This window comes from Burkholderia sp. Tr-862 (genome assembly GCF_011753085.1).
GTDB lineage: Bacteria > Pseudomonadota > Gammaproteobacteria > Burkholderiales > Burkholderiaceae > Burkholderia > Burkholderia ambifaria.
The window spans coordinates 1-20,969 of the sequence record NZ_VWWG01000116.1; the positions used below are offsets into that span (position 1 = coordinate 1).

Genomic DNA, 20,969 nt, shown 5'->3' on the forward strand with positions numbered 1-20,969 from the left:
TCCAGCAGCGACAGCTCCGCGCCGCCGAGCACGCCGCTCTGGTCCAGCACCAGCGTCGCCGGGCCGTGCGCGGCCGGCATCGGCGCGGCGCTGCCGCGCTGCGCGGTCGCGCCGGGCAGCGCGGCCTCCACATAATCGAGAAAACGCCGGCGGAACGTGTCGGCGGAGAAGCGCTCCGCATTCGCGCGGCACGCGTGCGGCGTGAAACGCTGCGGCGCGCGCTCGAAATCGTCGACCGCCGCGACGATCGCGTGCGGCGTCTGTTCGTCGAAGAACAGGCCGGTCGGGTTCGCGTGCGAACGCGGCTCGAGCACGGTTTCGAGCGCACCGCCCTTGCCGTACGCGATCACGGGCGTGCCGCACGCCTGCGCCTCGACCACCGAAATCCCGAAATCCTCCTCGGCCGCGAACACGAACGCCTTCGCGCGGCGCATCCGGTCGTGCAGCACCGCGAACGGCTGGTAGCCCATGATCTCGACGTTCGGGCCGGCCTTCGCGCGGATCTTCTGCATCTCCGGGCCGTCGCCGATCACGACGAGCTTGCGCTCCGGCGTGCGCGAGAAGGCCTCGACGATCAGGTCGATCTTCTTGTACGGCACCATCCGCGACGCGGTCAGGTAGAAATCGTCCTTCACCTCGTTCAGCGAGAAGCCGTCGACGTCGACCGGCGGGAAGATCACCGCCGCGTCGCGGTGATACACCTTGCGGATGCGTCGCGCGATGAACGCGGAGTTCGCGACGAACCCGTCCACCGCGTTCGCAGTGCGCGTGTCCCAGTTGCGGATGTAGTGCAGGATCATCCGCGCGAGCAGCGATTTCGGCCCGCGCGTGAGGTTCGACTGTTCCAGATACTGGTGCTGCAGGTCCCACGCATAGCGGATCGGCGAATGCACGTAGCTGATGTGCATCTGGTCCGGCCCCGTCAGCACGCCCTTCGCGACCGCATGGCTGCTGGAGATCACGAGGTCGTAGTCCGACACGTCAAGCTGCTCGATCGCGAGCGGCATCAGCGGCAGGTAGCTGCGGTACTTGGTGCGCGCGAACGGCAGTTTCTGGATGAACGAGGTCGTCACCGGCTTGCCGCGCACGAACGCGCGATCGTCGAGAAAATCGACGAGGCTGAACAGGTCCGCGTCGGGAAAGCACGCGACGATCTGTTCGAGCACGCGTTCGGCGCCCGCGTACGTGACGAGCCAGTCGTGGACGATCGCCACGCGCAGCGGACGCGACGCATCGCGTGCACCCGCCGGCGCGGCCGCTTCGGTCCGGCGCAGCGCAGTGGCGCCGCCGGCTTCGGCCACGGCGGCATCCGCCGTGGCCACGTTCAGGATGGCGTGTTCCGCCAGATCGCGATTCATATCGTTTTCCTCGCATTGAGACGGACGAACAGGTCGCGCACGAGCGCGCGCAGCCCCGGCGTCATCGTGAGCGACCACGCAAGGTTCAGCAGCAGCACGACCGCGCACAGGCCGATCGACTCGCCGAGCCCCGACCACGCTTGCGCGAGAAACAGGCTCGCGAGCAGGAAGGCGAGATGCGCGAGCATGTCGAGCACGATCGCGCGCATCCGGATTGCCGACAGGTAAAGCAGCACGCCGTAGTCGACCAGCGCGCGGGCAGCAACGACCACCGCCGCGCCGATCAGCCCGAAGTGATGAATGCCGAACCACAGGCCGCCGACGAAGAACGGCATCTCGACGAGCCCGGCGAACGCCGCGCGGGCCGGGTTGACCTGCGACTGGATCAGGATCCGCGTGACGCTCGCCTGGCCGACGAGCCATACGCTGATCACCAGCACGCGGCCGACCGGCGCGGAATGCGCGGCGAGATCGGCGCCGACCCACAGCGTGAGGAACGGTGCGAGCGCGAAGATCGCGACGATGCCGACCGGCGTGAACACGCCGTTCAGGAATTCGAGCGACTGGCGCGCGAGCGTGTCGGCGTGATCGCGGCCGACCGCCGACAGGCGCGGAAACAGCGTGCGCACCAGCGCGTTCGGCAGCATGTTCAGGCGCGTGACGAGGTTCTGCGGCACCGTGTAGTAGGTGACGAACTTCGCGCCCATGCCGGCGCCGAGCATCACGCGATCGAGCGTGTCGGCGATCATGCTCGTCGTGCTCGCGATCAGCATCCAGCCGCCGAAGTTGAACAGCCCTTTCGCGGTGCCCCATTGCGGCGGGTCGATGCGCCGGATCCCGAGCACCTTGATGCTCGCGTGACCGAGCATCACCGCCGCGACGAGCCGCGCGACGACCGCGGCCGCCAGCACCGTCTGCAGGTTCGGCGCGATCCACCACGCGGCGCCGAGCGGCAGCAGCTGGAACAGGAACGTGCCGATCGTCTGGTTCGTGTTGAACACGCCGAACCGTTCGGCGCCGTTGATCGCGCCGGCGAACACCCACGACACGTTCGCGAGCGGAATTGCGAGCGCGAGCCACGGCAGCGCGAGATACACCTCGTGCTGCATCGCCGCCGACGCCTTCGTGAAATACGCTGTATAGACGAACGCGCCGAAATAGATCAGCAAGCCGCCCACGATGCCGGTGCCGAGGTTCAGCCAGAACGCGCTCCAGAAGACCCGCGCGCTTTCGTCCGCGTTGCCGCTCGCGAGCGCCTTCGAGATGTGGTTCTGCGCGGCCATGCTCATCCCGAGATCGAGGATCCCGAAATAGCCGATCAGCGTCCACACGAGGCTGACGACGCCGTAGCGTTCGACACCCAGCGCGTGAATATAGGCAGGCACCGTCACCAGCGACACGAAGGTCGGCAGGATCAGCCCGATGAAGTTGATCGAAACGTTCTTGAGTATGCCTTTGTCCATGCTTGTGCCTTGTGTGGCGACGACGCCGGTGCGCCCCGTCACGGTTTCCAGCGATACATCAGCACCTTGCCGCGCGCGTCTTCCTCGACGAACACCAGGTATTCGCCGTTCTCGCGCCGGAATGCGCTGATGCCGAACGGCACGTCGACCCAGCCCGACGCCTTGCCGACCTCGGCGCCCGGGCTCATCACGCCGACTTCCTTGCCGGTTTCCTTGTCATACACGTGGATCTTGCCGACCGGCTCCACCGTGAAGATGTAGCGGCCCTCGACGGTGATCCCGATCAGGTCGAGGATCGGCTTCGCATCGAGCTGCCACGGCAGCGCCACCTGGTAGCGCACGACCGGCGAGCCGGTCGACCACTTGTCGAAGCGCACCAGCACGCGGCCGACTTCCTTGTTGATGCCCGGCTGCGGCGGCGCGTCGGCCGTGTATCCCGTCACGTACAGCGTGTCCGTCTGCGGCTCGTAGATCGAACGGCGCAGCTGCGTGAACGGCTGCGGCATCGGATAGGTCGTGACCTTGTCGTACGAGTAGATCGGGTTGCCGGCCTTGTCGACGCCGCCGTAGCTGAAGCGATGGATCCCGCGCACGTCGCTCGTGCGCCAGATGTCGCCCTTCGTGTCGACCCACCAGCCCCAGCCGCCCGCCTTTGCCTTGCCGGTCGTGTTGATCGTGAATTCGTCGGCGTCGAGCCGGCCGTTGCCGTTCGCGTCGCGCCAGATCCAGTCGCCGCCCGGCGGCTTGTTCGGCACCTTGTCCACCGGCCGCGCGCGACCCGCGATCAGGCCCGACGGAATCGCGACCTCGCCGTCGCGCTTCGCGTCGAAGCGGTAGATCTTCAGGTGGTCGGCGTACATGTCGGTCAGGTACAGGAACGTGCGGCCGTCGACGCGCCGCGCGAACGGCATGCCGGGATACTGGTCCGTGTGGAACACGGGATCGTCCGGATACTTGAAGCGGTTCGACAGGAATCCGGCATATTTCCAGTCCTGGCCCGGCGGCTTCGACAGGTCGAGCTCGAAGCGCTTGTTGCCCGTATACACACTGTTCGGCCGGGCGGGATCGAGCCACGCGCCGTCGACGAACAGCAGCCCCTGCACCTGCCAGCGCAGCTTGCCGTCCGGCGTGTAGCTCTCGAGCACCGCGCCGAGCCCCGCGCCGATCGTGTCGTGACGCGGCCCGATGCCGTTCATCGACACGTACACGTTGCCCGCGCGATCGACGCCCACGCCCGTCAGCCCGTTGAAGCGCTGCGGCCCGGGGCGGCCCGGCACCGGGCCCGCGAAGATCCCGCCGCGCTCGCCGAGCGTGCCGGACGGCGCATAGCCCTTGCCGCCTTTCGAGAAGATCAGCACCTGCTGGCGCGCACCGTTGTCCGCCACCAGCACGCGCCCTTTCGCATCGACCGCCACGTCCACCGCTTCGGTGCCTTCGGGCAGCGCGGGCGCGTCGTCGAGCTTGCGGCCGTCCGCGCGCACGTGCACGAGGTGCGCGGGCCCGCTGATCGTGTCGGTGAGCAGCCAGAGCGTGCCGTCGCCGGCCAGCGCGATGCGGCCCGGCTCGTGCGCACTCCACGTGCCCTTCTTCTGCATCGTCTCGGCGTCGAACACGTCAACTTCGTCATGCGACGGGTTCGTCGCGAACAGCGTCTTGTCGTCCGCCGCGAGGCCGCCCACTTCGGCCTTCGCCTCGCCCACTTCCGAGCGTGCGGGGGCCTCCACCTCGTTCATCACCATGAAGCTCGCGGCCATCCGTGCGCGGCCGGCATCGGCGCGCCCGCCCGGCGCGACCTGCGGCGCCGCGCGAAACGGCGCCGGCTGCTTCATGTCGCCGATCGTGCGCCGCGAAATGCCGAACCACTGCTTGCCCTTGTCCGGCCAGATGCCGGGCGACTGCAGATGGCCGCGTTCGTTGCCGACGCCGATCGCGACGTACGCGTACTTGCCGTTCACCGCGACCGCGTTGCCGCCGAGGTTGCCCCAGCCGTGCGTGCCGCCGGCGAAGCCGAGCATCTTGCCGTCCTGGTAGACGCTCGCCTCGGCGCCGCTCTCGTCCCACGGCGCGTTCGTATACACCTTGCCGTCGGGCGTCACCGCGATCGCGCGAATGTCGATCTGCGTCCAGCTGCCGTCGCCATAGCCGAACGTGTTGCCGATCCACGACGTGGTCGCGGGCAACACGGTTTCAGCCGGGGCGGCGCTCGCGGACAGCGCCGCGCATACCGTCATGCCAACCAGAATCAGACGTCGCAATGCGCTCTCCAGACTCGATGCAAAAGCAACGGGCACCGCGGCGGACTGCCAGCCCGGATGCCCTGTCACTAAATGGGTTTCAAACGTCGCGATGCAGGTTACAAGCAAAAATAATCACAAGAAATTTGGAAATATTTGGGGATGTTTCCGCGTGAAATATCGCGCCGGAACAACGGGAAATAGCCGCCGCAAAACGGAAATAACGACCGCCTTTCACGCGCCAACCCGTAGAAAATGCCGCTCCCGCCCGCCCGACGGAGCGCCCGGCCTGCAAACCTTTCATGTCGCGATTGAAACGATCGGCATTTGAATGTTTTTCGGCGGATAAATGACACGCGTTTTTTTGCCGATTTCTTTTCCCTAGAATCGATTTCGATTCAATATTTCATTCAAAAGGCATGCATTACGTTCACGCATCGGATGCACGACGCGCCACGGCACCGGCCGCGCGTCGCGAAGGAGCGGCGCGATGACGGGCATCTCGCGCACCGCCGACCTCGCCCCGCCGCAACACGGCCGCATCGTGCAGCTCGACGGGCTGCGCGCGATCGCCGTCGGCGCCGTGTTCCTGCAACACGCGCTGAAGGCGCCGCTCTGGATGGGCGTCGACCTGTTCTTCGTGCTGAGCGGCCTGCTGATCACGGGCATCCTGCTCGATCGCAAGGCGCGCGGGCAGTCGTATTTCAGCCACTTCTACGCACGCCGCGTGCGCCGGATCCTGCCGCCGTACGTGCTGCTGCTCGTCGTGTCGACGCTGCTGTTCGGCGCGAGCTGGCTGCCGCACTGGCCGTGGTTCGCGTTCTTCTCGACCAATATCGGGCTGTCGCTCGGCAGCATCGGGCACGACAGCCTGAACGTGCTGTGGTCGCTCGCCGTCGAGGAGCAGTTCTACATCTTCTGGCCGTTCGTCGTGCTGTGGTGTTCGGAGCGCGCGCTGCTGTGGATCGCCGCCGCGCTGATCGTCGCGGCTCCCGTGCTGCGCGCGATCGCGACGCCGTGGTTCGATTCGTTCTGGCCGATCTACTACCTGACGCCGTTCCGGATGGACCTGCTCGCCGCGGGCGCGCTGCTCGCGATCGTGCTGCGCCGCGACCGGCGCGCGCTGGAACCGTTCTATCCGCTCGCGATCGTCGGCGCGCTCGTGTCGCTCGCGATTCTCGGCTGGCTGCACTTGTCGTTCCCGCGTTTTCGCGCGGCGAACACGCCGATGTCGAATGCCGCGCTCTACAGCATCTCGCTGCTGCTGTGCACGTCGATCGTCGTCATCGCGCTGCGCGGACGCGGCCTCGTGCAGCGCGTGCTGACCAATCCGCTGCTCGTGTACGTCGGCACTGTCAGCTACACCGTCTACTTGATTCACCTGAGCGTGCTGTATGCGCTCTGGCCGCTGCACCTGAACCGCTTCGTCACGGCCGCGCTCGCCCTCGCGATCACGCTCGCCTACGCCACGCTCAGCTGGTACGGCTTCGAACGGCGCCTGACTCGCGGCCCGGCGCGCAACGCGCTGCCGGCCGCCGCGCGCACGACCGCCTGACTTTCTCAATCCATCGTTTCGACCAGGACATTGCCATGAGCCAAAACCGCAAGAAGGCCATCATCACGGGGATCACGGGGCAGGACGGCGCCTATCTGACCAAGCTGCTGCTCGACAAGGGCTACGAGGTCACGGGCACCTATCGCCGCACCAGCTCGGTGAACTTCTGGCGCATCGCCGAACTCGGCGTCGACACGCACCCGAACCTGTCGCTCGTCGAGCACGACCTGACGGATGCCGGCTCCAGCCTGCGGCTGCTCGAACGCACGCAACCCGACGAGCTGTACAACCTGGCCGCGCAGAGCTTCGTCGGCGTGTCGTTCGACCAGCCGGCGACGACCGCCGAAGTCACGGGCATCGGCCCGCTGAACCTGCTCGAGGCGATTCGCGTGGTGAGCCCGAAGACGCGCTTCTACCAGGCGTCGACGTCCGAGATGTTCGGCAAGGTGCAGTCGATCCCGCAGACGGAAACGACCGCGTTCTACCCGCGCAGCCCGTACGGCGTCGCGAAGCTGTACGCGCACTGGATGACCGTGAACTACCGCGAGTCCTACGATCTGTTCGGCTGCAGCGGCATCCTGTTCAACCACGAATCGCCGCTGCGCGGCCGCGAGTTCGTCACGCGCAAGATCACCGACACCGTCGCGAAGATCCAGCTCGGCAAGGCGACCAAGCTCGAGCTCGGCAACCTCGACGCGAAGCGCGACTGGGGCTTCGCGCTCGAGTACGTCGAAGGGATGTGGCGGATGCTGCAGGTCGACGAACCCGACACCTACGTCCTCGCGACCAACCGCACCGAGACCGTGCGCGACTTCGTGCGGATGGCGTTCGCGGCCGCCGGTTACCAGCTCGAATGGACCGGCAAGGGCGAGCAGGAGCGCGGCATCGACGCGTCGAACGGCAACGTGCTCGTCGAAGTGAACCCGAAGTTCTACCGCCCCGCCGAAGTCGACCTGCTGATCGGCTGCGCCGACAAGGCAAAAAGCAAGCTGGGCTGGGCGCCGGAGACGACGCTCGAACAGCTCTGCCAGATGATGGTCGAAGCCGATCTGACGCGGAATCGTCACCATGACACGTACTGAAGCCGGACGCCCGTCGCGCCGTGCGTTCGTCACGGGCCTGACGGGCTTCACCGGCCGCTACATGGCGCAGCGCCTCGAAGCCGCCGGCTACGACGTGTGGGGCACCGTGGCGCCCGGCGCGGCGCGGCCGGACGATCCGGCGTTCGCGAACTGCACGCTGCTGCCGGTCGACCTGCTCGATGCGAACGCGATGCGGGCGGCGGCGGCCGATGCGCGGCCCGATGCGGTCGTGCATCTCGCCGCGCGTGCGCATGTCGCGCAGGACGAGCCGTCGCAAACCTACGCGGTCAACATCGTCGGCACGCGCAACCTGCTGGCCGCGCTCGCGGGCCTCGACCACCGTCCGTCCGCGGTACTGCTCGCCAGCAGCGCGAACATCTACGGCAATTCGACGGCCGGCGTGCTCGATGAAGCGGTCTCGCCCGCGCCCGCGAACGACTACGCGGTCAGCAAGCTCGCGATGGAATACGCGGCGAAGCTGTGGGCCGACCGGCTGCCGATCGTGATCGTACGGCCGTTCAACTACACCGGCGTCGGCCAGGACGACGCCTATCTGCTGCCGAAGCTCGTGTCGCACTATGCGCGCAACGCCCCGCGCATCTCGCTCGGCAATCTCGACGTGAGCCGCGATTTCTCCGACGTACGCGACGTGACGGCCGCCTACCTGAAGCTGCTCGAGGCGGCACCGGCCGGCGAGACGTTCAACGTCTGCTCGGAGCGCGCGTATTCGCTGAAGGAAGTGCTGGCGATGCTGGCGCGGATCGCCGGCTACGTGATCGACGTGACGATCGATCCGCGTTTCGTGCGGCACAACGAAGTCAAGAGCCTGAGCGGGTCGCGCGACAAGCTGCGGCGCGCGGTGGGCGAACTGCCCGTGACGCCGCTCGACGACACGCTGCGCTGGATGATGGAAGCGATGCGCGACGTGCAGGGGCAGCCCGGGCAGGCCGGCTGATTCCGGCAACGCGCGCGTCGCCGGTCAAAAGACAACGGGCCGCTCTATCGAGCGGCCAGTTGTCATGTCGGCCGTGAAAAAAACTGCCGCCGCGCTCAGCCCTCGAGGCCGCGCGTGAGATCGCGGCGCAGGTCGCCCGCATTCTCCAGGCCGACCGCGAGGCGGATCAGCCCTTCGGTGATGCCCGCGGCCGCACGCGCTTCCGGCGTGATGCGCGCGTGCGTCGTCGTCGCCGGATGCGTGATCGTCGTGCGCGTATCGCCGAGGTTGCCGGTGATCGAGATCAGCTTCGTGCTGTCGATCACGCGCCACGCGTTCGCGCGCTGCTGCTCCGGCGTGTCGCCCTTCAGCTCGAACGAGACGATCGCGCCGCCCGCCTTCTGCTGGCGCTTCGCGAGTTCATGCTGCGGATGCGATTCGAGCCCCGGATAGAACACGCGCGCGACGGCCGGATGCGAATCGAGCCAGCGCGCGATTTCCAGCGCGTTCTCCGACTGCTTCTCGACGCGCAGCGACAGCGTTTCCATCCCCTTCAGCAGCACCCACGCGTTGAACGCCGACAACGTCGGGCCCGCGCTGCGCACGAACGGGAACACCTTGCCCATGATGAATGCCTTCGAGCCGACCAGCGCGCCGCCGAGCACGCGGCCCTGCCCGTCGAGGAATTTCGTCGCCGAATGCATCACGACGTCCGCGCCAAGCTTCAGCGGCTGCTGCAGCACCGGGCTGCAGAAACAGTTGTCGACGACGAACAGCGCGTTCGCCGCCTTCGCGATCTTGCCGATCGCCTCGATGTCGGCGAGTTCGGTCAGCGGGTTCGACGGCGTTTCGAGGAAGAACATCTTCGTTTCGGGCCGCACCGCTTCCTGCCATGCGTTCAGGTCGGTCGGGTCGACGAAGGTCGTCGTGATGCCGAACTTGCTGAAGATCTGCGAGAACATCCCGAGCGTCGAGCCGAACAGGCTGCGCGAGCTGACCAGGTGATCGCCCGCCTCCAGCGTGGACATCACGACCGACATGATCGCGGCCATGCCCGACGCCGTCGCGATGCAGGCCTCGCCGCCTTCGAGCGCGGCGAGACGATCCTGGAACATGGTGACGGTCGGGTTCGTGAAGCGCGAATAGGTGAAATAGTCTTCCGAATTCGCGAAGCGCTCGGCGGCCTCGGCCGCGCTCGTGAAGCAAAAGCTCGACGTGAGGAACAGCGCTTCCGAGTGCTCGTTGAAGTCGCTGCTGCGCAGCGTGCCCGCGCGCACGGCGAGCGTGTCGAAATTGAGGGAGTCGTCCATGTTCCGTTTTCCGTATTCGAGGGCCGCGCCGCGGGTCATGCATCGGGCGCGAACCCAGCCAAAAACCAGGCCAAAACAAAAAGCCCGCTATGCGTCGGCATCAGCGGGCTTCGGTGCGGTACGACAGCGATCGACTCGGGCCGGCTCTCGCCGGCCTTCGCTTTAGCTGATTTGGGAAGTCGCCCCGCGTCCGCAAGCTGAATCAAATCGACGCAAGGCCACATCCTAGCACGCTTCGTTGGAAGCGTGCGCCGGCATCACTCGACCGACAGCTGCAGGTTCATCTGCGAACGCGCGGTGTCGCCCGCCGTGTCGCGATCGGCCTGCGACGCCGGGGCAAGGCGTGCGCGCTCGATCGCATCGAGGTACTCGGGCGTCACGGCGCCGGTGATGTAGTTGCCGTCGAAGCACGACGCCTCGAAGCGTTCGAGCTTCGGGTTGATGTCGCGCACCGCGCGGCGCAGGTCGTCGACGTCCTGGTAGATCAGGTAGTCGGCGCCGATGATCTTCGCGACTTCGTCGTCGGTGCGGCCGTGTGCGACCAGTTCGCCGCGCGTCGGCATGTCGATGCCGTACACGTTCGGGAACTTCACGGGCGGCGCCGCCGACGCGAAGATCACCGACTTCGCGCCCGCATCGCGCGCCATCTGCACGATCTCGTGCGAGGTCGTGCCGCGCACGATCGAGTCGTCGACGATCAGCACGTTCTTGTCCTTGAACTCGATGCTCATCGCATTGAGCTTCTGGCGCACCGACTTCTTGCGCACGGCCTGACCCGGCATGATGAAGGTACGGCCGACGTAGCGGTTCTTGAAGAAGCCTTCGCGATACTCGACGCCGAGCTTCGCGGCGACCTGCATCGCCGCCGGACGCGACGAATCGGGAATCGGCATCACGACGTCGATCGGCACGTTCGGCAGCTCGCGCTTGATCTTCTCGGCGAGATAGTCGCCCATGCGCAGGCGCACGTTGTAGACGGGCACGCCGTCGAGGCACGAATCCGGACGGGCGAGATACACGTACTCGAACATGCACGGATTCAGCGTCGGCTGCTCCGCGCATTGCTGGCTGTGGAAGTTGCCGGCCTTGTCGATGAAGATCGCTTCGCCCGGCTGCACGTCGCGCACGAATTCGAAACCGATGCCTTCGACCGCCACCGACTCCGACGCGACCATCCATTCGGTGCCGTGTTCGGTTTCGAGCTTGCCGAGGCACAGCGGGCGGATGCCGAACGGATCGCGGAACGCGAGCAGGCCGTAGCCGGCGATCAGCGACACGATCGCGTACGAACCCTCCAGGCGGCGATGCACGCCCGCGACCGCCTTGAATACGGCGGCCGGATCGAGCTCGAGGCCCGTCGTCGACAGTTGCAGCTCGTGCGCGAACACATTGAGCAGCACCTCGCTGTCGGAATTGGTGTTGATGTGCCGGCGATCGATCCGGAACATCTCGTCCTTCAGCTGTTCCCAGTTCGTCAGGTTGCCGTTGTGCGCGAGGATGATCCCGAACGGCGCGTTCACGTAGAACGGCTGCGCCTCGGCTTCACTCGACGCCGAGCCGGCCGTCGGATAGCGGACCTGGCCGATGCCGAAGGTGCCGGGCAGGCTGCGCATGTTGCGCGTGCGGAACACGTCGCGCACCATGCCGTTCGCCTTGTACATGTGGAAATTGCTGCCGTCCGCCGTCGCGATGCCCGCTGCGTCCTGACCGCGATGCTGCAGCAGCAGCAGGCTGTCATAGATCAGCTGATTGACCGGGGATTGGGAGATAACACCTACGATGCCGCACATGGCATGTCCTTCAAGATGACAAAATCGGTTCCGTCCTGCCCGACCGCGTCGTCACACGCGTACGTACTGGGCCATGCCGTCGGGCAGGAGCTGCTTCAGCTCGTGCACGCCCTGTTCGGCGAAAGGACGCAAGAGCGCGTTGCGCCAGAAATCCTGTTTGGGCAATTCGGTCAGCCCGGCCGCCGCGACCAGCAGCACCACCAGCACACAGCCGCGGACGAGCCCGAACATCATGCCCAGCGAGCGATCGACTCCACCGAGGCCCGTCGCCTGCGCGATCCGCGACAACAGCGCGTTCGCGACACCCGCGACGAACACGACACCGATCACGATCAGCGCGAACGCGAGCACCCACTGGGTGAGCGCGCCGCCCGGCCAGTTCGCCGGAATATACGGCACCACCAGCCCGACATAGCGTGCCGCGATCACGACCGCCACGATCCAGCCGATCAACCCGAAAATCTCCGAGACGAAACCGCGCCATGCGCCACGCAGCGCAGACAACGCGATTACCGCCAATACAGCGTAGTCGAAAGCCGTCAGCATCGCACGTTACTGCGTCAGTCCGGCTTCGCGCACCTTCGCGATCGCGGCGGACGCCGCCGCGCGATCCGCAAACGGGCCGGCACGCAGCAGTGTAGCCGTGCTGCCGTCCGCCTGCTTGCGATGCTCGACATATGCGGGCACACCCGCCGATTTCAACTTGGTGGCCCATGAACGGGCCGTCGTGTCGTCCTTGAACGAACCGAGCTGCACCGCGAAGCGCCCACCGGCCGGCGATGCCGGCGACGACGCGTCGCCGCTGTCGGTCGCGGCGTCGGCGTTCGCGACCGTCGCGGGTGCCGGCGCCGGCTTCGGCGCGACCGGCTTGGCAGCGGGCTTCGGCGGCGTCACGTTCGCCGTGGTCGTCGAGGTCGTGGCATCGGGTTTCGCGGCCGGCTTGGCCGTATCCTTCGCCGCGGGCGCGGCCGCCACCGCGACATCGGAGGCCGGCGGCTCATCGTGCGCGACGCCCGCCTGCACATCGGACGCATCGTCGTCACGCGGCGCGACCGCCTGATGCGCAGGCCGGTTCGGAATATCGATCGCGATGTCGTCCGTCACCGGCTTCGGGTGCGAATCGAGCACCATCGGCAGCACGATCACCGCGCCGACGACGAGCGCGATCGCGCCGACGAGCCGCCGGCGGGCGCGTTGCTTTTCAGGAAGGGTCGGATCGAGAAGCAGTGCGTCCGATTCCGGACGCTCGGTGCGGCGCGTGCGTCGCTCGACGCGTTCAGTGCGCTCCGTGCGCACGTTCCGGGAGGCCCCGGTACGACCGCCGCGCCGGGTGGGCGCGTCGTCGTCTTTCTTGCCGAACGAGAAAATTCCCATGAATGGCTGAGTCCGAAACTGCCCGACAGTCAGTGTTGCTGCGATTTCCGGTAGGCCATCACACCGGCCACCGTATGGAAACTGCCGAAAACCACGATTCTATCATTCTCGGAGGCTCTTTTTAGCGCATCTCGAAATGCTTCCGCCGGCGACGCGAACCGCGTGACGCTCGAATCGGCCCCGTCCTCCACACCGGCCTTGCGCAGCGCGGCTTCGAGCTGCTCCGCGCTCGCCGCGCGCGGCAGCGGCAGGTCGGTCACGCACCAGTGGTCGACCTCGCCCGCCAGGTGCCGCAGCACGCCGTCGATGTCCTTGTCGTGCATCGCGCCGAACACCGCGTACGTGTACGGGAAGAAGCCCATGTTGCCGAGGTTCTGCTCGAGCACGGCCGCCGCATGCGGGTTGTGCGCGACGTCCAGCACGATCGCCGGCTTGCCGGGCAGCACCTGGAAGCGCCCCGGCAGCTCGACGTTCGCGAGCCCAAGCCGGATGTCCTGCGCGGACACCGGCAGCACCGGGCGCAGCGCCTCGAGCGCGGCCAGCGCGGCCGACGCATTGATCAGCTGGTTCGCGCCGCGCAGCGCCGGGTACGCGAGCGCCGGATAGCGCTTGTCGCGGCCGAGGTAGCTCCATTGCTGGCGCTCCGCGCCCGGCTGCGCTTCATAGCGAAAATCGCGACCGACCAGCCACAGGTCCGCGCCGATCGCGGCGGCATGGTCGACCAGCGTGTCCGGCACGGCAGGGTCGCCGCAGATCGCCGGCTTGCCCGCACGGAAGATTCCCGCCTTCTCGAACGCGATCTTCTCGCGCGTGTCGCCGAGGTATTCGGTGTGGTCGATGTCGATGCTCGTGACGATCGCGCAGTCGGTATCGATGATGTTGACCGCGTCGAGCCGGCCGCCGAGGCCGACTTCGAGGATCACGACGTCGAGCCCGCGCGACGCGAACAGGTGCAGGATCGCGAGCGTCGTGAATTCGAAGTACGTGAGCGACACCGGCTCGGGCAGCGACGTGCGCGCCGCTTCGACGGCTTCGAAGTGCGGCAGCAGGTCGGCATCGCTGACCTGCCGCCCGTTCACGCGCGCGCGCTCGGCGAATTCGAGCAGGTGCGGCGACGTGTGGCAACCGACCTTGTAGCCCGCGTGAACGAGGATCGCCTCGAGGAACGCGCAGGTCGAGCCCTTGCCGTTCGTGCCGCCGACCGTGATCACGGGGCACGCGAATTCGAGCTGCAGCGCCGCCTTGACCTGCCCGATGCGGGTGAGGCCCATGTCGATGCCGACCGGGTGCGCGCGTTCGAGATGCGAAAGCCACGCGTCGAGAGTGGGAAAAGTGCTCATCGGATCAAATCTGAATCGGTACCGTCACTACGCCAAAAAACGAAACGCGCCGCCCGGCGGTTCAGCCGGGCGACGCGCGCAGGTCACAACGCCGCGCCGATCAGGCCAGCGCGTCAGCCGGCTGTCGCTGCAGCAGCGCGAGCAGCTGCGCGATCTCGTCGCGCATCTTGCGGCGGTCGACGATCATGTCGATCGCGCCCGTCGTCAGCAGGAATTCCGCGCGCTGGAAGCCTTCCGGCAGCTTCTCGCGAACCGTCTGCTCGATCACGCGCGGGCCGGCGAAGCCGATCAGCGCCTTCGGCTCCGCGATCACGACGTCGCCGAGGAACGCGAAGCTCGCCGACACGCCGCCCATCGTCGGGTCGGTCAGCACCGAGATGAACGGCAGCTTGGCTTCGGCCAGCTTGGTCAGCATCGCGGTGGTCTTCGCCATCTGCATCAGCGACAGCAGGCTTTCCTGCATCCGTGCGCCGCCCGACGCCGTGAAGCAGATGAACGGCACGTGCTGTTCCAGCGCGTTCTGCGCGCCGCGCGCGAAACGCTCGCCGACGACCGAACCCATCGAGCCACCCATGAACGAGAACTCGAAACAGGCCGCGACCACGGGCAGCGTGTGGATCGCCCCGCCCATCACGACCATCGCGTCGGTCTCGCCCGTCTCGTCCATCGCTTCCTTCAGACGATCGGGGTACTTGCGGCTGTCCTTGAACTTCAGCGAGTCGACCGGCACGATTTCCTGGCCGATTTCATAGCGGCCTTCCGGATCGAGCAGCCCGTCGAGGCGCTCGCGCGCGCCGATGCGCATGTGGTGATCGCACTTCGGGCACACATGCAGGTTCGCGTCCACGTCGTTGCGGTACAGCACGGCCTCGCAGGACGGGCATTTGACCCACAGGCCTTCCGGAATGCCCTTGCGGCTTTTCGGGTCGGTCTGCTTGATCTTCGGCGGCAACAGTTTGTCGAGCCAGCTCATCGTGTATGGTTTCCTGTTCCGTGGCGGGGCGGGCCGACCGGCCCGTTCCCGCCTCCTGTGTTGTGTTTATCGCGCCGTCTTGCCGGCGCCGTCCAGGGCGGCGCGCAGCTCGGCGATGAATGTCTTCAGCGCGGCGGCGGCGCCTTCCGGCGCGGCGCTCTCGAGCAGTTGCACCAGGCGGCTGCCGATCACGACGGCGTCCGACACTTCGGCCACCGCGCGCGCCGTTTCGGCGTCGCGGATGCCGAAGCCGACGCCCACCGGAACCGGCACGCGCGACTTGATGGCCGGGATTTTACCCGCAATGCTCGAAACATCCAGATTTCCGGCGCCGGTCACGCCCTTGAGCGACACGTAGTACACGTAGCCGCTCGCGATCTTGCCCACGTCGGCGATGCGCTCGTCGGTCGACGTCGGGGCGAGCAGGAAGATCGGATCGATCTGCGCGGCACGCATTTTCTCGGCGAACACGCCGGCTTCCTCGGGCGGATAGTCGACGACGAGCACGCCGTCGACGCCGGCTGCCTGCGCCTGCGCCGCGAACGCGTCGACGCCCATCCGCTCGATCGGGTTCGCATAGCCCATCAGCACGACGGGGGTCTTCTGGTCGGTCTCGCGGAAGCGCTTCACGTCGGCGAGCACGCTCTTGAGCGTGACGCCGCGCGCGAGCGCGCGCTCCGACGAGCGCTGGATCACCGGGCCGTCGGCCATCGGGTCCGAGAACGGCACGCCGAGCTCGATCACGTCGGCGCCGCCTTCGGCGAGCGCGTGCATGAACTCGACGGTCTTCGCGGGATCGGGGTCGCCGGCCGTGATGAACGGGATCAGGCCCTTGCGGCCTTGTTCGGCGAGTGCGGCGAAGGTCTGCTGGATACGATTCATGGCAATTTTCCTTTGTCGACCGGAGTTAGCGCTTTAGCGCTTACTCCGGTCCCATGCAAAGCAGCGATCGGCACTGCGGCGGCGCGACTCACGCGCACGCCTGCGCGGCGAGCGCGTTCACGCGCTCGTGCGCGATCGCGCAATAACTTTCGTTGATCTCGTAGCCGACGAAGTCGCGCCCCTGCCGTGCGCAGGCCACCGCGGTCGTGCCGCTGCCCATGAACGGATCGAGCACGCGGCCGCCCGGCGGGCAGCTTGCGAGCACCATCCGCTCGATGATTTCCAGCGGCTTCTGGGTCGGATGATCGACGCGCTCCGCGTGCTGCCGATGCAGGCGCGAGACCGACCAGACGTCCTTCGGGTTGTAGCCCATCTCCAGCCACTTGCTGCCTTCGAACAGCTTGCGCGAGCGGGCCTTCTTCGTGTCGGCGTCGTACGGGATGCGGACTGGATCGAGATCGAAGTAATACGCCCTGGAAACCGCGAAAAAGCCGATGTTGTCGTGCACCGACGTGAAACGGCGCGTCGTGCCGCCCATGCTCGGCACGCGTCGGTCCCAGATGATCTCGTTGACCATCGTGAGCTTCGTCTTCAGGAAGCTGAAGATTTCCGGCGCGTACTGCCACGTGCAGAAGATATACATCGACCCGCTCGGCTTGAGCTTCGGAATCGCGAGCTCGAGCCACTCGCGCGTCCACGCGAGAAACTCGTCGCCCGAACGCTTGTCCGAGTCGTTGCCGTAGTCCTTGCCGAGCCCGTACGGCGGATCGGCGACGATCAGGTCGATCGACGCATCCGGCAGGCGCGCGGCTTCGGTCATGAAATCGCGGTTGTGCAGTTCGATCCCGGACGGCCGTGCACGCGGCACGGCGACGGCGGGCTGCCCCGCCTCCGCTTCGCTCGCGGCGCCGCCGCCCGGTTGTTCGATCAGGTCACGCATCGGTCGGGTCAGAGCGCGATGCCCGATCGCTCGGCGACCGTGTGCATGTCCTTGTCGCCGCGGCCCGACAGGTTGACGAGCAGGATCTTGTCCTTCGGCAACGTCGGCGCGAGCTTCACGCCATACGCGATCGCGTGGCTCGACTCGAGCGCGGGGATGATCCCCTCGATCCGGCAGCAGTCGTGGAACGCCTTCAGCGCCTCGTCGTCGGTGATCGGCACGTATTGCGCGCGGCCGCTGTCCTTCAGCCATGCGTGCTCGGGGCCGACACCCGGATAGTCGAGACCGGCCGACACCGAATGCGTCTCGATGATCTGGCCGTCGTCGTCCTGCAGCAGGTACGTGCGGTTGCCGTGCAGCACGCCGGGGCTGCCGGCGATCAGCGACGCCGCGTGACGGCCGGTGTCGAGGCCGTCGCCGGCCGCTTCGACGCCGATCAACTGCACCGACGTGTCGTCGATATACGGATAGAAGATGCCCATCGCGTTCGAGCCGCCGCCGACGCACGCAATCACCGCGTCCGGCTGCCGGCCGGCGAGTTCCGGCATCTGCACCTTGCACTCGTCGCCGATCACGCGCTGGAAGTCGCGCACCATCGCCGGATACGGGTGCGGGCCCGCGACCGTGCCGATGATGTAGAACGTGCTTTCGATGTTCGTGACCCAGTCGCGCATCGCTTCGTTCAGCGCGTCCTTCAGCGTGCGCGAACCCGATTCGACCGGCACGACCGTCGCGCCGAGCAGCTTCATCCGGTAGACGTTCGCGGCCTGGCGGCGCACGTCCTCGGCGCCCATGTAGACGATGCACTCCATCCCGAAGCGCGCGCAGATGGTCGCCGTCGCGACGCCGTGCTGGCCGGCGCCCGTCTCGGCGATCACGCGCTTCTTGCCCATGCGCTTCGCGAGCAGCGCCTGGCCGATCACGTTGTTGATCTTGTGCGCGCCGGTGTGGTTCAGGTCCTCGCGCTTCAGGTAGATCTGCGCGCCGCCGAGCGTCTCGCTCCAGCGTTGCGCGTGATAGATCGGCGACGGACGGCCGACGAAGTGCTTCAGTTCGCGCTCGTATTCGGCGACGAAATCGGGGTCGTTCCGGAATTTTTCATACGCCGCGCGCAGTTCGTCCAGTGCGTGAATCAGCGTCTCGGCGACGAACACGCCGCCATACGGGCCGAAATGGCCGCGATCATCAGGAAGGTTGTACATGGTGTCACTCTCGATTGGTCGGCGCGCCCGGCGTTCGGGGGGCGCACCTTCTTGCATCACCGGGCGTCCGCTTCGCGCACCGCGCGTACGAACGCCGCCATCCGGGCGTGATCCTTCACGCCCTTCGCGCCCTCCACTTCGATGCCACTCGAGACATCGACAGCAAACGGGCGCAACTGGCGGATCGCATCACCGACGTTTTGCGCGTTCAAGCCACCACTCAAAACGGCCCGATGCGCGAGCTCTGCGGGAATAAGAGACCAATCGAAGACCTTGCCGCTACCGCCGTAGTCCGGCACCAGGGTGTCGAACAGGAGGCCGCGCGCTTTCGAATAATGAAGTGCCGATTCTACCAAATCGGACGCCTGCGTCGAGGGGCCGACGCGCACCGCGCGCAACCACGGCAGGCGTGCCGCGCGGCCAAGCGCGTCGCACTGCTCGGGCGTCTCGTCGCCGTGGAATTGCAGCACCGTGAGCGGTACGTCGCGCACGACTGCCTCGATCTCGGCTTCGGTCGCGTTCACAAACAGCCCGACCACCGACACGAACGGCGGCGCGAGGCGCGCCAGTTCGGCCGCCTGCGCGATCGACACCGCGCGCGGGCTCTTCGGGTAGAACACGAGGCCGATCGCGTCGGCGCCGAGTGCCGCGGCGTGCAGCACGTCCTCGGGGCGCGACAGGCCGCACAGCTTGATGCGCGTGCGCGGCGCGAGGCCGGTCGCGGCGGAGGTCGGAGAAGACACGGCGTGATCCGTCATGATGGTAGGTCCAGATCGGCCCAGACGCTGCTCCACGGCACGCTGCCGAGTTGCGCGGGCGGGACGGCGAATTCCGCCGGGTAGCCGACATGGGCAAGATACAGCCCGTCGGCCATGAACGTGGGCGCGGCGAGATTGCGGTCGCGCCCGGCCAGCACGTCGGCGAGCCAGTCCGCCGGATAGCGGCCGCGCCCGACCGCGACGAGGCAGCCCATCAGGTTGCGCACCATGTGGTGCAGGAACGCATTCGCGCGGAAACGGAAATGAATGAAGTGGCCGGCGCGCCGCACGTCGATCTGGTACAGGTGTTTGACCGGCGTCTTCGACTGGCATTCCGACGACCGGAACGACGAGAAGTCATGCTCGCCGATCAGGTGCGCGGCGGCGGCACGCATCGCGTCGTCGTCGAGCGGCGTGTGGATCCATCCCGCACGGCCGGCCAGCATCGGCGAGCGCACGGGATGCACGTACAGCACGTAGTAATAGGTGCGTTCGAACGCCGAGAAACGCGCATGGAACGTGTCCGGCATCGGCTTCGCCCACTGCACGGAAACGGTCGACGGCAGGAACGCGTTGGTGCCGCGCACCCACGAGAAATCCGTGCGATCGAGGTCCGTGTCGAAGTGCACGACCTGCCCGAGCCCGTGCACGCCCGTATCGGTCCGCCCCGCGACCGTCGTGTGCAACGGCACGCACGCGAATTCGCCGAGCGCGCGCTCGAGCGCGTCCTGCACGGTCTTGCCGTGCGGCTGCGCCTGCCAGCCACAGAACGCTGCGCCGTCGTACTGAACTCCCAGCGCGATCCGCATCACGCCTCGTCCGCCAGTTTCGCGAGCAGCGCATGCGCCTCGTCGCGCGTCGCGGCGTCGTTCGCGTCGATCACCTCCTGCAGGAGCGTGCGCGCGCCCGACAGGTCACCCAGTTCGACGTACTCCGACGCGAGATCCAGCTTGTTGCGCGCGATGCGCGCGAGCTCTTCCGGCGTCAGCGCGGGCAACGCGGCCCCCGGCGCGGACGGCAGGTCGAGATCGAAATCCAGGTTCAACGCGCCGAACTGCGCGCCGCCGAGCGGCGGGAGCGACGACGGCGTGGATGCACCGCCTGCGTGCGGTGCGGGCGTTGCCGCATCCGGATCCCAGTCGAACTCGTCGTCGTGGTCGGCCGGGTATTCCGGGGACAGATCGCCCGCGCCAACCGGCGGGTGCGATGCGGATTGACCGTTAGTTGCGATTTTCTCGCTTTCGGCTTGCCCTTCCCGTGCGGCCGGCTCGTCCGCCTGGCGCGGCGGCAACGGCATGTCGAGGCTGTTGAGCGCGCTGATCGCGTTCTGCATCAGCGCCGCGTGCTGGGCGTCGTTCGTCGAAGGCGCCGCAGGCGTTTGCAGCGGCTCGTCCGCGGCCGTTTCCGCGACGGGCTTCACGTCGTGCGAGGCCGGCGCTGCGTCGCGCTCGAGCGCAGCGTGCTCGGACGGTGCTTCCGGTTGATCGTCGTGCGGCTTCGCGGTTTCCGGCGGCGACGCGACCTCAGCTTCATGCGTGTCGACGGCCCCCGCCGCTGCCGCGGTAGCCGCGATCAGATTCACATCGGCCGCCGCGTCGCGTGCAAGCGGCGTCTCGGGAAGGATCGGCGGCAAGGGTTCGACGGGCGACGGCGATGCGCCGGCATCGACGGCAGCCGCCCCGCCGGATTCCGGGGTGATCGCGTCGGCCGGCCGCGCTTTCCGGCGCTTGCGCCGCGCGAACCAAGCCGCGAGAACGAGCACGGCCGCGCCGGC

General features: G+C 67.2%; 19 protein-coding genes. 4 read left to right on the plus strand and 15 right to left on the minus strand.

Annotation, left to right across the window (positions count from 1 at the left end; genetic code table 11):
- The 3 genes from F3J14_RS24820 to F3J14_RS24830 all read right to left on the minus strand — a co-directional run.
- Nucleotides 1–1,358, minus strand: a 1,358-nt coding sequence (locus F3J14_RS24820) for a glycosyltransferase family 4 protein (protein WP_166725232.1), incomplete at its 3' end; no start/stop codon positions are given.
- Nucleotides 1,355–2,821, minus strand: a complete 1,467-nt coding sequence (locus F3J14_RS24825; RefSeq protein WP_166725233.1) for an oligosaccharide flippase family protein — start codon at nucleotides 2,819–2,821, stop codon at nucleotides 1,355–1,357. The genes F3J14_RS24825 and F3J14_RS24820, both read right to left, overlap by 4 nt.
- Nucleotides 2,822–2,859: 38 nt before the next feature.
- Nucleotides 2,860–5,052: a hypothetical protein gene (locus tag F3J14_RS24830; protein WP_166725245.1), complete on the minus strand. Its 2,193-nt coding sequence runs from the start codon at nucleotides 5,050–5,052 to the stop codon at nucleotides 2,860–2,862.
- Here F3J14_RS24830 and F3J14_RS24835 point away from each other — a divergent pair.
- The 4 genes from F3J14_RS24835 (at nucleotide 5,051) to F3J14_RS24850 (ending at nucleotide 8,647) form a co-directional block, all read left to right on the plus strand.
- Nucleotides 5,051–5,386 (plus strand): hypothetical protein, encoded by a 336-nt coding sequence (locus F3J14_RS24835; protein WP_166725231.1) that lies wholly within the window; start codon nucleotides 5,051–5,053, stop codon nucleotides 5,384–5,386. The two genes, F3J14_RS24830 and F3J14_RS24835, sit on opposite strands and share 2 nt — an antisense overlap.
- A 159-nt stretch (nucleotides 5,387–5,545) precedes the next feature.
- The gene (locus F3J14_RS24840) at nucleotides 5,546–6,610 is read left to right on the plus strand and encodes an acyltransferase (protein ID WP_166725234.1); all 1,065 of its coding nucleotides are present in this window, start codon (nucleotides 5,546–5,548) and stop codon (nucleotides 6,608–6,610) included.
- A 35-nt stretch (nucleotides 6,611–6,645) separates the two neighbouring features.
- Nucleotides 6,646–7,692, plus strand: a complete 1,047-nt coding sequence (gmd, locus tag F3J14_RS24845; protein WP_166725235.1) for a GDP-mannose 4,6-dehydratase — start codon at nucleotides 6,646–6,648, stop codon at nucleotides 7,690–7,692.
- Nucleotides 7,679–8,647, plus strand: coding sequence for an NAD-dependent epimerase/dehydratase family protein (locus F3J14_RS24850; RefSeq protein ID WP_166725236.1), 969 nt, complete (start codon nucleotides 7,679–7,681; stop codon nucleotides 8,645–8,647). Before gmd ends, F3J14_RS24850 begins: the two co-directional genes overlap by 14 nt.
- 95 nt (nucleotides 8,648–8,742) lie before the next feature.
- On the opposite strand, the gene F3J14_RS24855 is transcribed toward F3J14_RS24850, so the two are convergent.
- From F3J14_RS24855 to F3J14_RS24910, 12 genes are all read right to left on the minus strand, one after another.
- Nucleotides 8,743–9,936 (minus strand): O-succinylhomoserine sulfhydrylase, encoded by a 1,194-nt coding sequence (locus F3J14_RS24855; protein ID WP_166725237.1) that lies wholly within the window; start codon nucleotides 9,934–9,936, stop codon nucleotides 8,743–8,745.
- 257 nt (nucleotides 9,937–10,193) lie between these two features.
- Nucleotides 10,194–11,726, minus strand: coding sequence for an amidophosphoribosyltransferase (purF, locus tag F3J14_RS24860; protein ID WP_166725238.1), 1,533 nt, complete (start codon nucleotides 11,724–11,726; stop codon nucleotides 10,194–10,196).
- Nucleotides 11,727–11,777: 51 nt separating this feature from the next.
- Entirely contained in the window at nucleotides 11,778–12,272 is a 495-nt protein-coding gene (locus tag F3J14_RS24865; protein WP_006755189.1) for a CvpA family protein, read from the minus strand.
- A gap of 6 nt (nucleotides 12,273–12,278) precedes the next feature.
- Complete coding sequence (locus F3J14_RS24870) at nucleotides 12,279–13,100, minus strand: SPOR domain-containing protein (RefSeq protein WP_166725239.1); 822 nt, start codon at nucleotides 13,098–13,100, stop codon at nucleotides 12,279–12,281.
- Between the two features lie 29 nt (nucleotides 13,101–13,129).
- Nucleotides 13,130–14,440 carry a bifunctional tetrahydrofolate synthase/dihydrofolate synthase gene (folC, locus tag F3J14_RS24875; RefSeq protein WP_166725240.1) on the minus strand — a complete coding sequence of 437 codons (1,311 nt, stop codon included), beginning with the start codon at nucleotides 14,438–14,440 and terminating at the stop codon, nucleotides 13,130–13,132.
- Between the two features lie 100 nt (nucleotides 14,441–14,540).
- The gene (accD, locus tag F3J14_RS24880) at nucleotides 14,541–15,413 is read right to left on the minus strand and encodes an acetyl-CoA carboxylase, carboxyltransferase subunit beta (RefSeq protein ID WP_006755101.1); all 873 of its coding nucleotides are present in this window, start codon (nucleotides 15,411–15,413) and stop codon (nucleotides 14,541–14,543) included.
- A 66-nt stretch (nucleotides 15,414–15,479) separates the two neighbouring features.
- Nucleotides 15,480–16,295 carry a tryptophan synthase subunit alpha gene (gene trpA, locus F3J14_RS24885; RefSeq protein ID WP_006755100.1) on the minus strand — a complete coding sequence of 272 codons (816 nt, stop codon included), beginning with the start codon at nucleotides 16,293–16,295 and terminating at the stop codon, nucleotides 15,480–15,482.
- Nucleotides 16,296–16,383: 88 nt separating this feature from the next.
- On the minus strand, nucleotides 16,384–17,235 hold the full coding sequence (locus F3J14_RS24890) for a site-specific DNA-methyltransferase (RefSeq protein WP_166725241.1): 852 nt from the start codon (nucleotides 17,233–17,235) through the stop codon (nucleotides 16,384–16,386).
- A gap of 8 nt (nucleotides 17,236–17,243) precedes the next feature.
- A complete protein-coding gene (trpB, locus tag F3J14_RS24895; RefSeq protein WP_166725242.1) occupies nucleotides 17,244–18,437 on the minus strand; it encodes a tryptophan synthase subunit beta in 1,194 nt (397 codons plus the stop codon).
- Between the two features lie 56 nt (nucleotides 18,438–18,493).
- Nucleotides 18,494–19,195 (minus strand): phosphoribosylanthranilate isomerase, encoded by a 702-nt coding sequence (locus tag F3J14_RS24900; RefSeq protein WP_166725243.1) that lies wholly within the window; start codon nucleotides 19,193–19,195, stop codon nucleotides 18,494–18,496.
- Nucleotides 19,192–20,004: a tRNA pseudouridine(38-40) synthase TruA gene (truA, locus tag F3J14_RS24905; RefSeq protein WP_166725244.1), complete on the minus strand. Its 813-nt coding sequence runs from the start codon at nucleotides 20,002–20,004 to the stop codon at nucleotides 19,192–19,194. Before truA ends, F3J14_RS24900 begins: the two co-directional genes overlap by 4 nt.
- A partial coding sequence (locus F3J14_RS24910; protein ID WP_282100733.1) for a FimV/HubP family polar landmark protein occupies nucleotides 20,004–20,969 on the minus strand: 966 nt, incomplete at its 5' end. The genes truA and F3J14_RS24910, both read right to left, overlap by 1 nt.

Coding starts and splice junctions, on each gene's coding strand:
- gmd (WP_166725235.1), top strand. CDS start 6,646: ATGAGCCAAAACCGCAAGAAGGCCATCATCACGGGGATCACGGGGCAG.
- folC (WP_166725240.1), bottom strand. CDS start 14,440: ATGAGCACTTTTCCCACTCTCGACGCGTGGCTTTCGCATCTCGAACGC.
- F3J14_RS24865 (WP_006755189.1), bottom strand. CDS start 12,272: ATGCTGACGGCTTTCGACTACGCTGTATTGGCGGTAATCGCGTTGTCT.
- truA (WP_166725244.1), bottom strand. CDS start 20,004: ATGCGGATCGCGCTGGGAGTTCAGTACGACGGCGCAGCGTTCTGTGGC.
- F3J14_RS24900 (WP_166725243.1), bottom strand. CDS start 19,195: ATGACGGATCACGCCGTGTCTTCTCCGACCTCCGCCGCGACCGGCCTC.
- F3J14_RS24870 (WP_166725239.1), bottom strand. CDS start 13,100: ATGGGAATTTTCTCGTTCGGCAAGAAAGACGACGACGCGCCCACCCGG.
- trpA (WP_006755100.1), bottom strand. CDS start 16,295: ATGAATCGTATCCAGCAGACCTTCGCCGCACTCGCCGAACAAGGCCGC.
- F3J14_RS24840 (WP_166725234.1), top strand. CDS start 5,546: ATGACGGGCATCTCGCGCACCGCCGACCTCGCCCCGCCGCAACACGGC.
- F3J14_RS24825 (WP_166725233.1), bottom strand. CDS start 2,821: ATGGACAAAGGCATACTCAAGAACGTTTCGATCAACTTCATCGGGCTG.
- F3J14_RS24830 (WP_166725245.1), bottom strand. CDS start 5,052: ATGACGGTATGCGCGGCGCTGTCCGCGAGCGCCGCCCCGGCTGAAACC.
- trpB (WP_166725242.1), bottom strand. CDS start 18,437: ATGTACAACCTTCCTGATGATCGCGGCCATTTCGGCCCGTATGGCGGC.
- F3J14_RS24850 (WP_166725236.1), top strand. CDS start 7,679: ATGACACGTACTGAAGCCGGACGCCCGTCGCGCCGTGCGTTCGTCACG.
- F3J14_RS24835 (WP_166725231.1), top strand. CDS start 5,051: ATGCCAACCAGAATCAGACGTCGCAATGCGCTCTCCAGACTCGATGCA.
- purF (WP_166725238.1), bottom strand. CDS start 11,726: ATGTGCGGCATCGTAGGTGTTATCTCCCAATCCCCGGTCAATCAGCTG.
- F3J14_RS24890 (WP_166725241.1), bottom strand. CDS start 17,235: ATGCGTGACCTGATCGAACAACCGGGCGGCGGCGCCGCGAGCGAAGCG.
- F3J14_RS24855 (WP_166725237.1), bottom strand. CDS start 9,936: ATGGACGACTCCCTCAATTTCGACACGCTCGCCGTGCGCGCGGGCACG.
- accD (WP_006755101.1), bottom strand. CDS start 15,413: ATGAGCTGGCTCGACAAACTGTTGCCGCCGAAGATCAAGCAGACCGAC.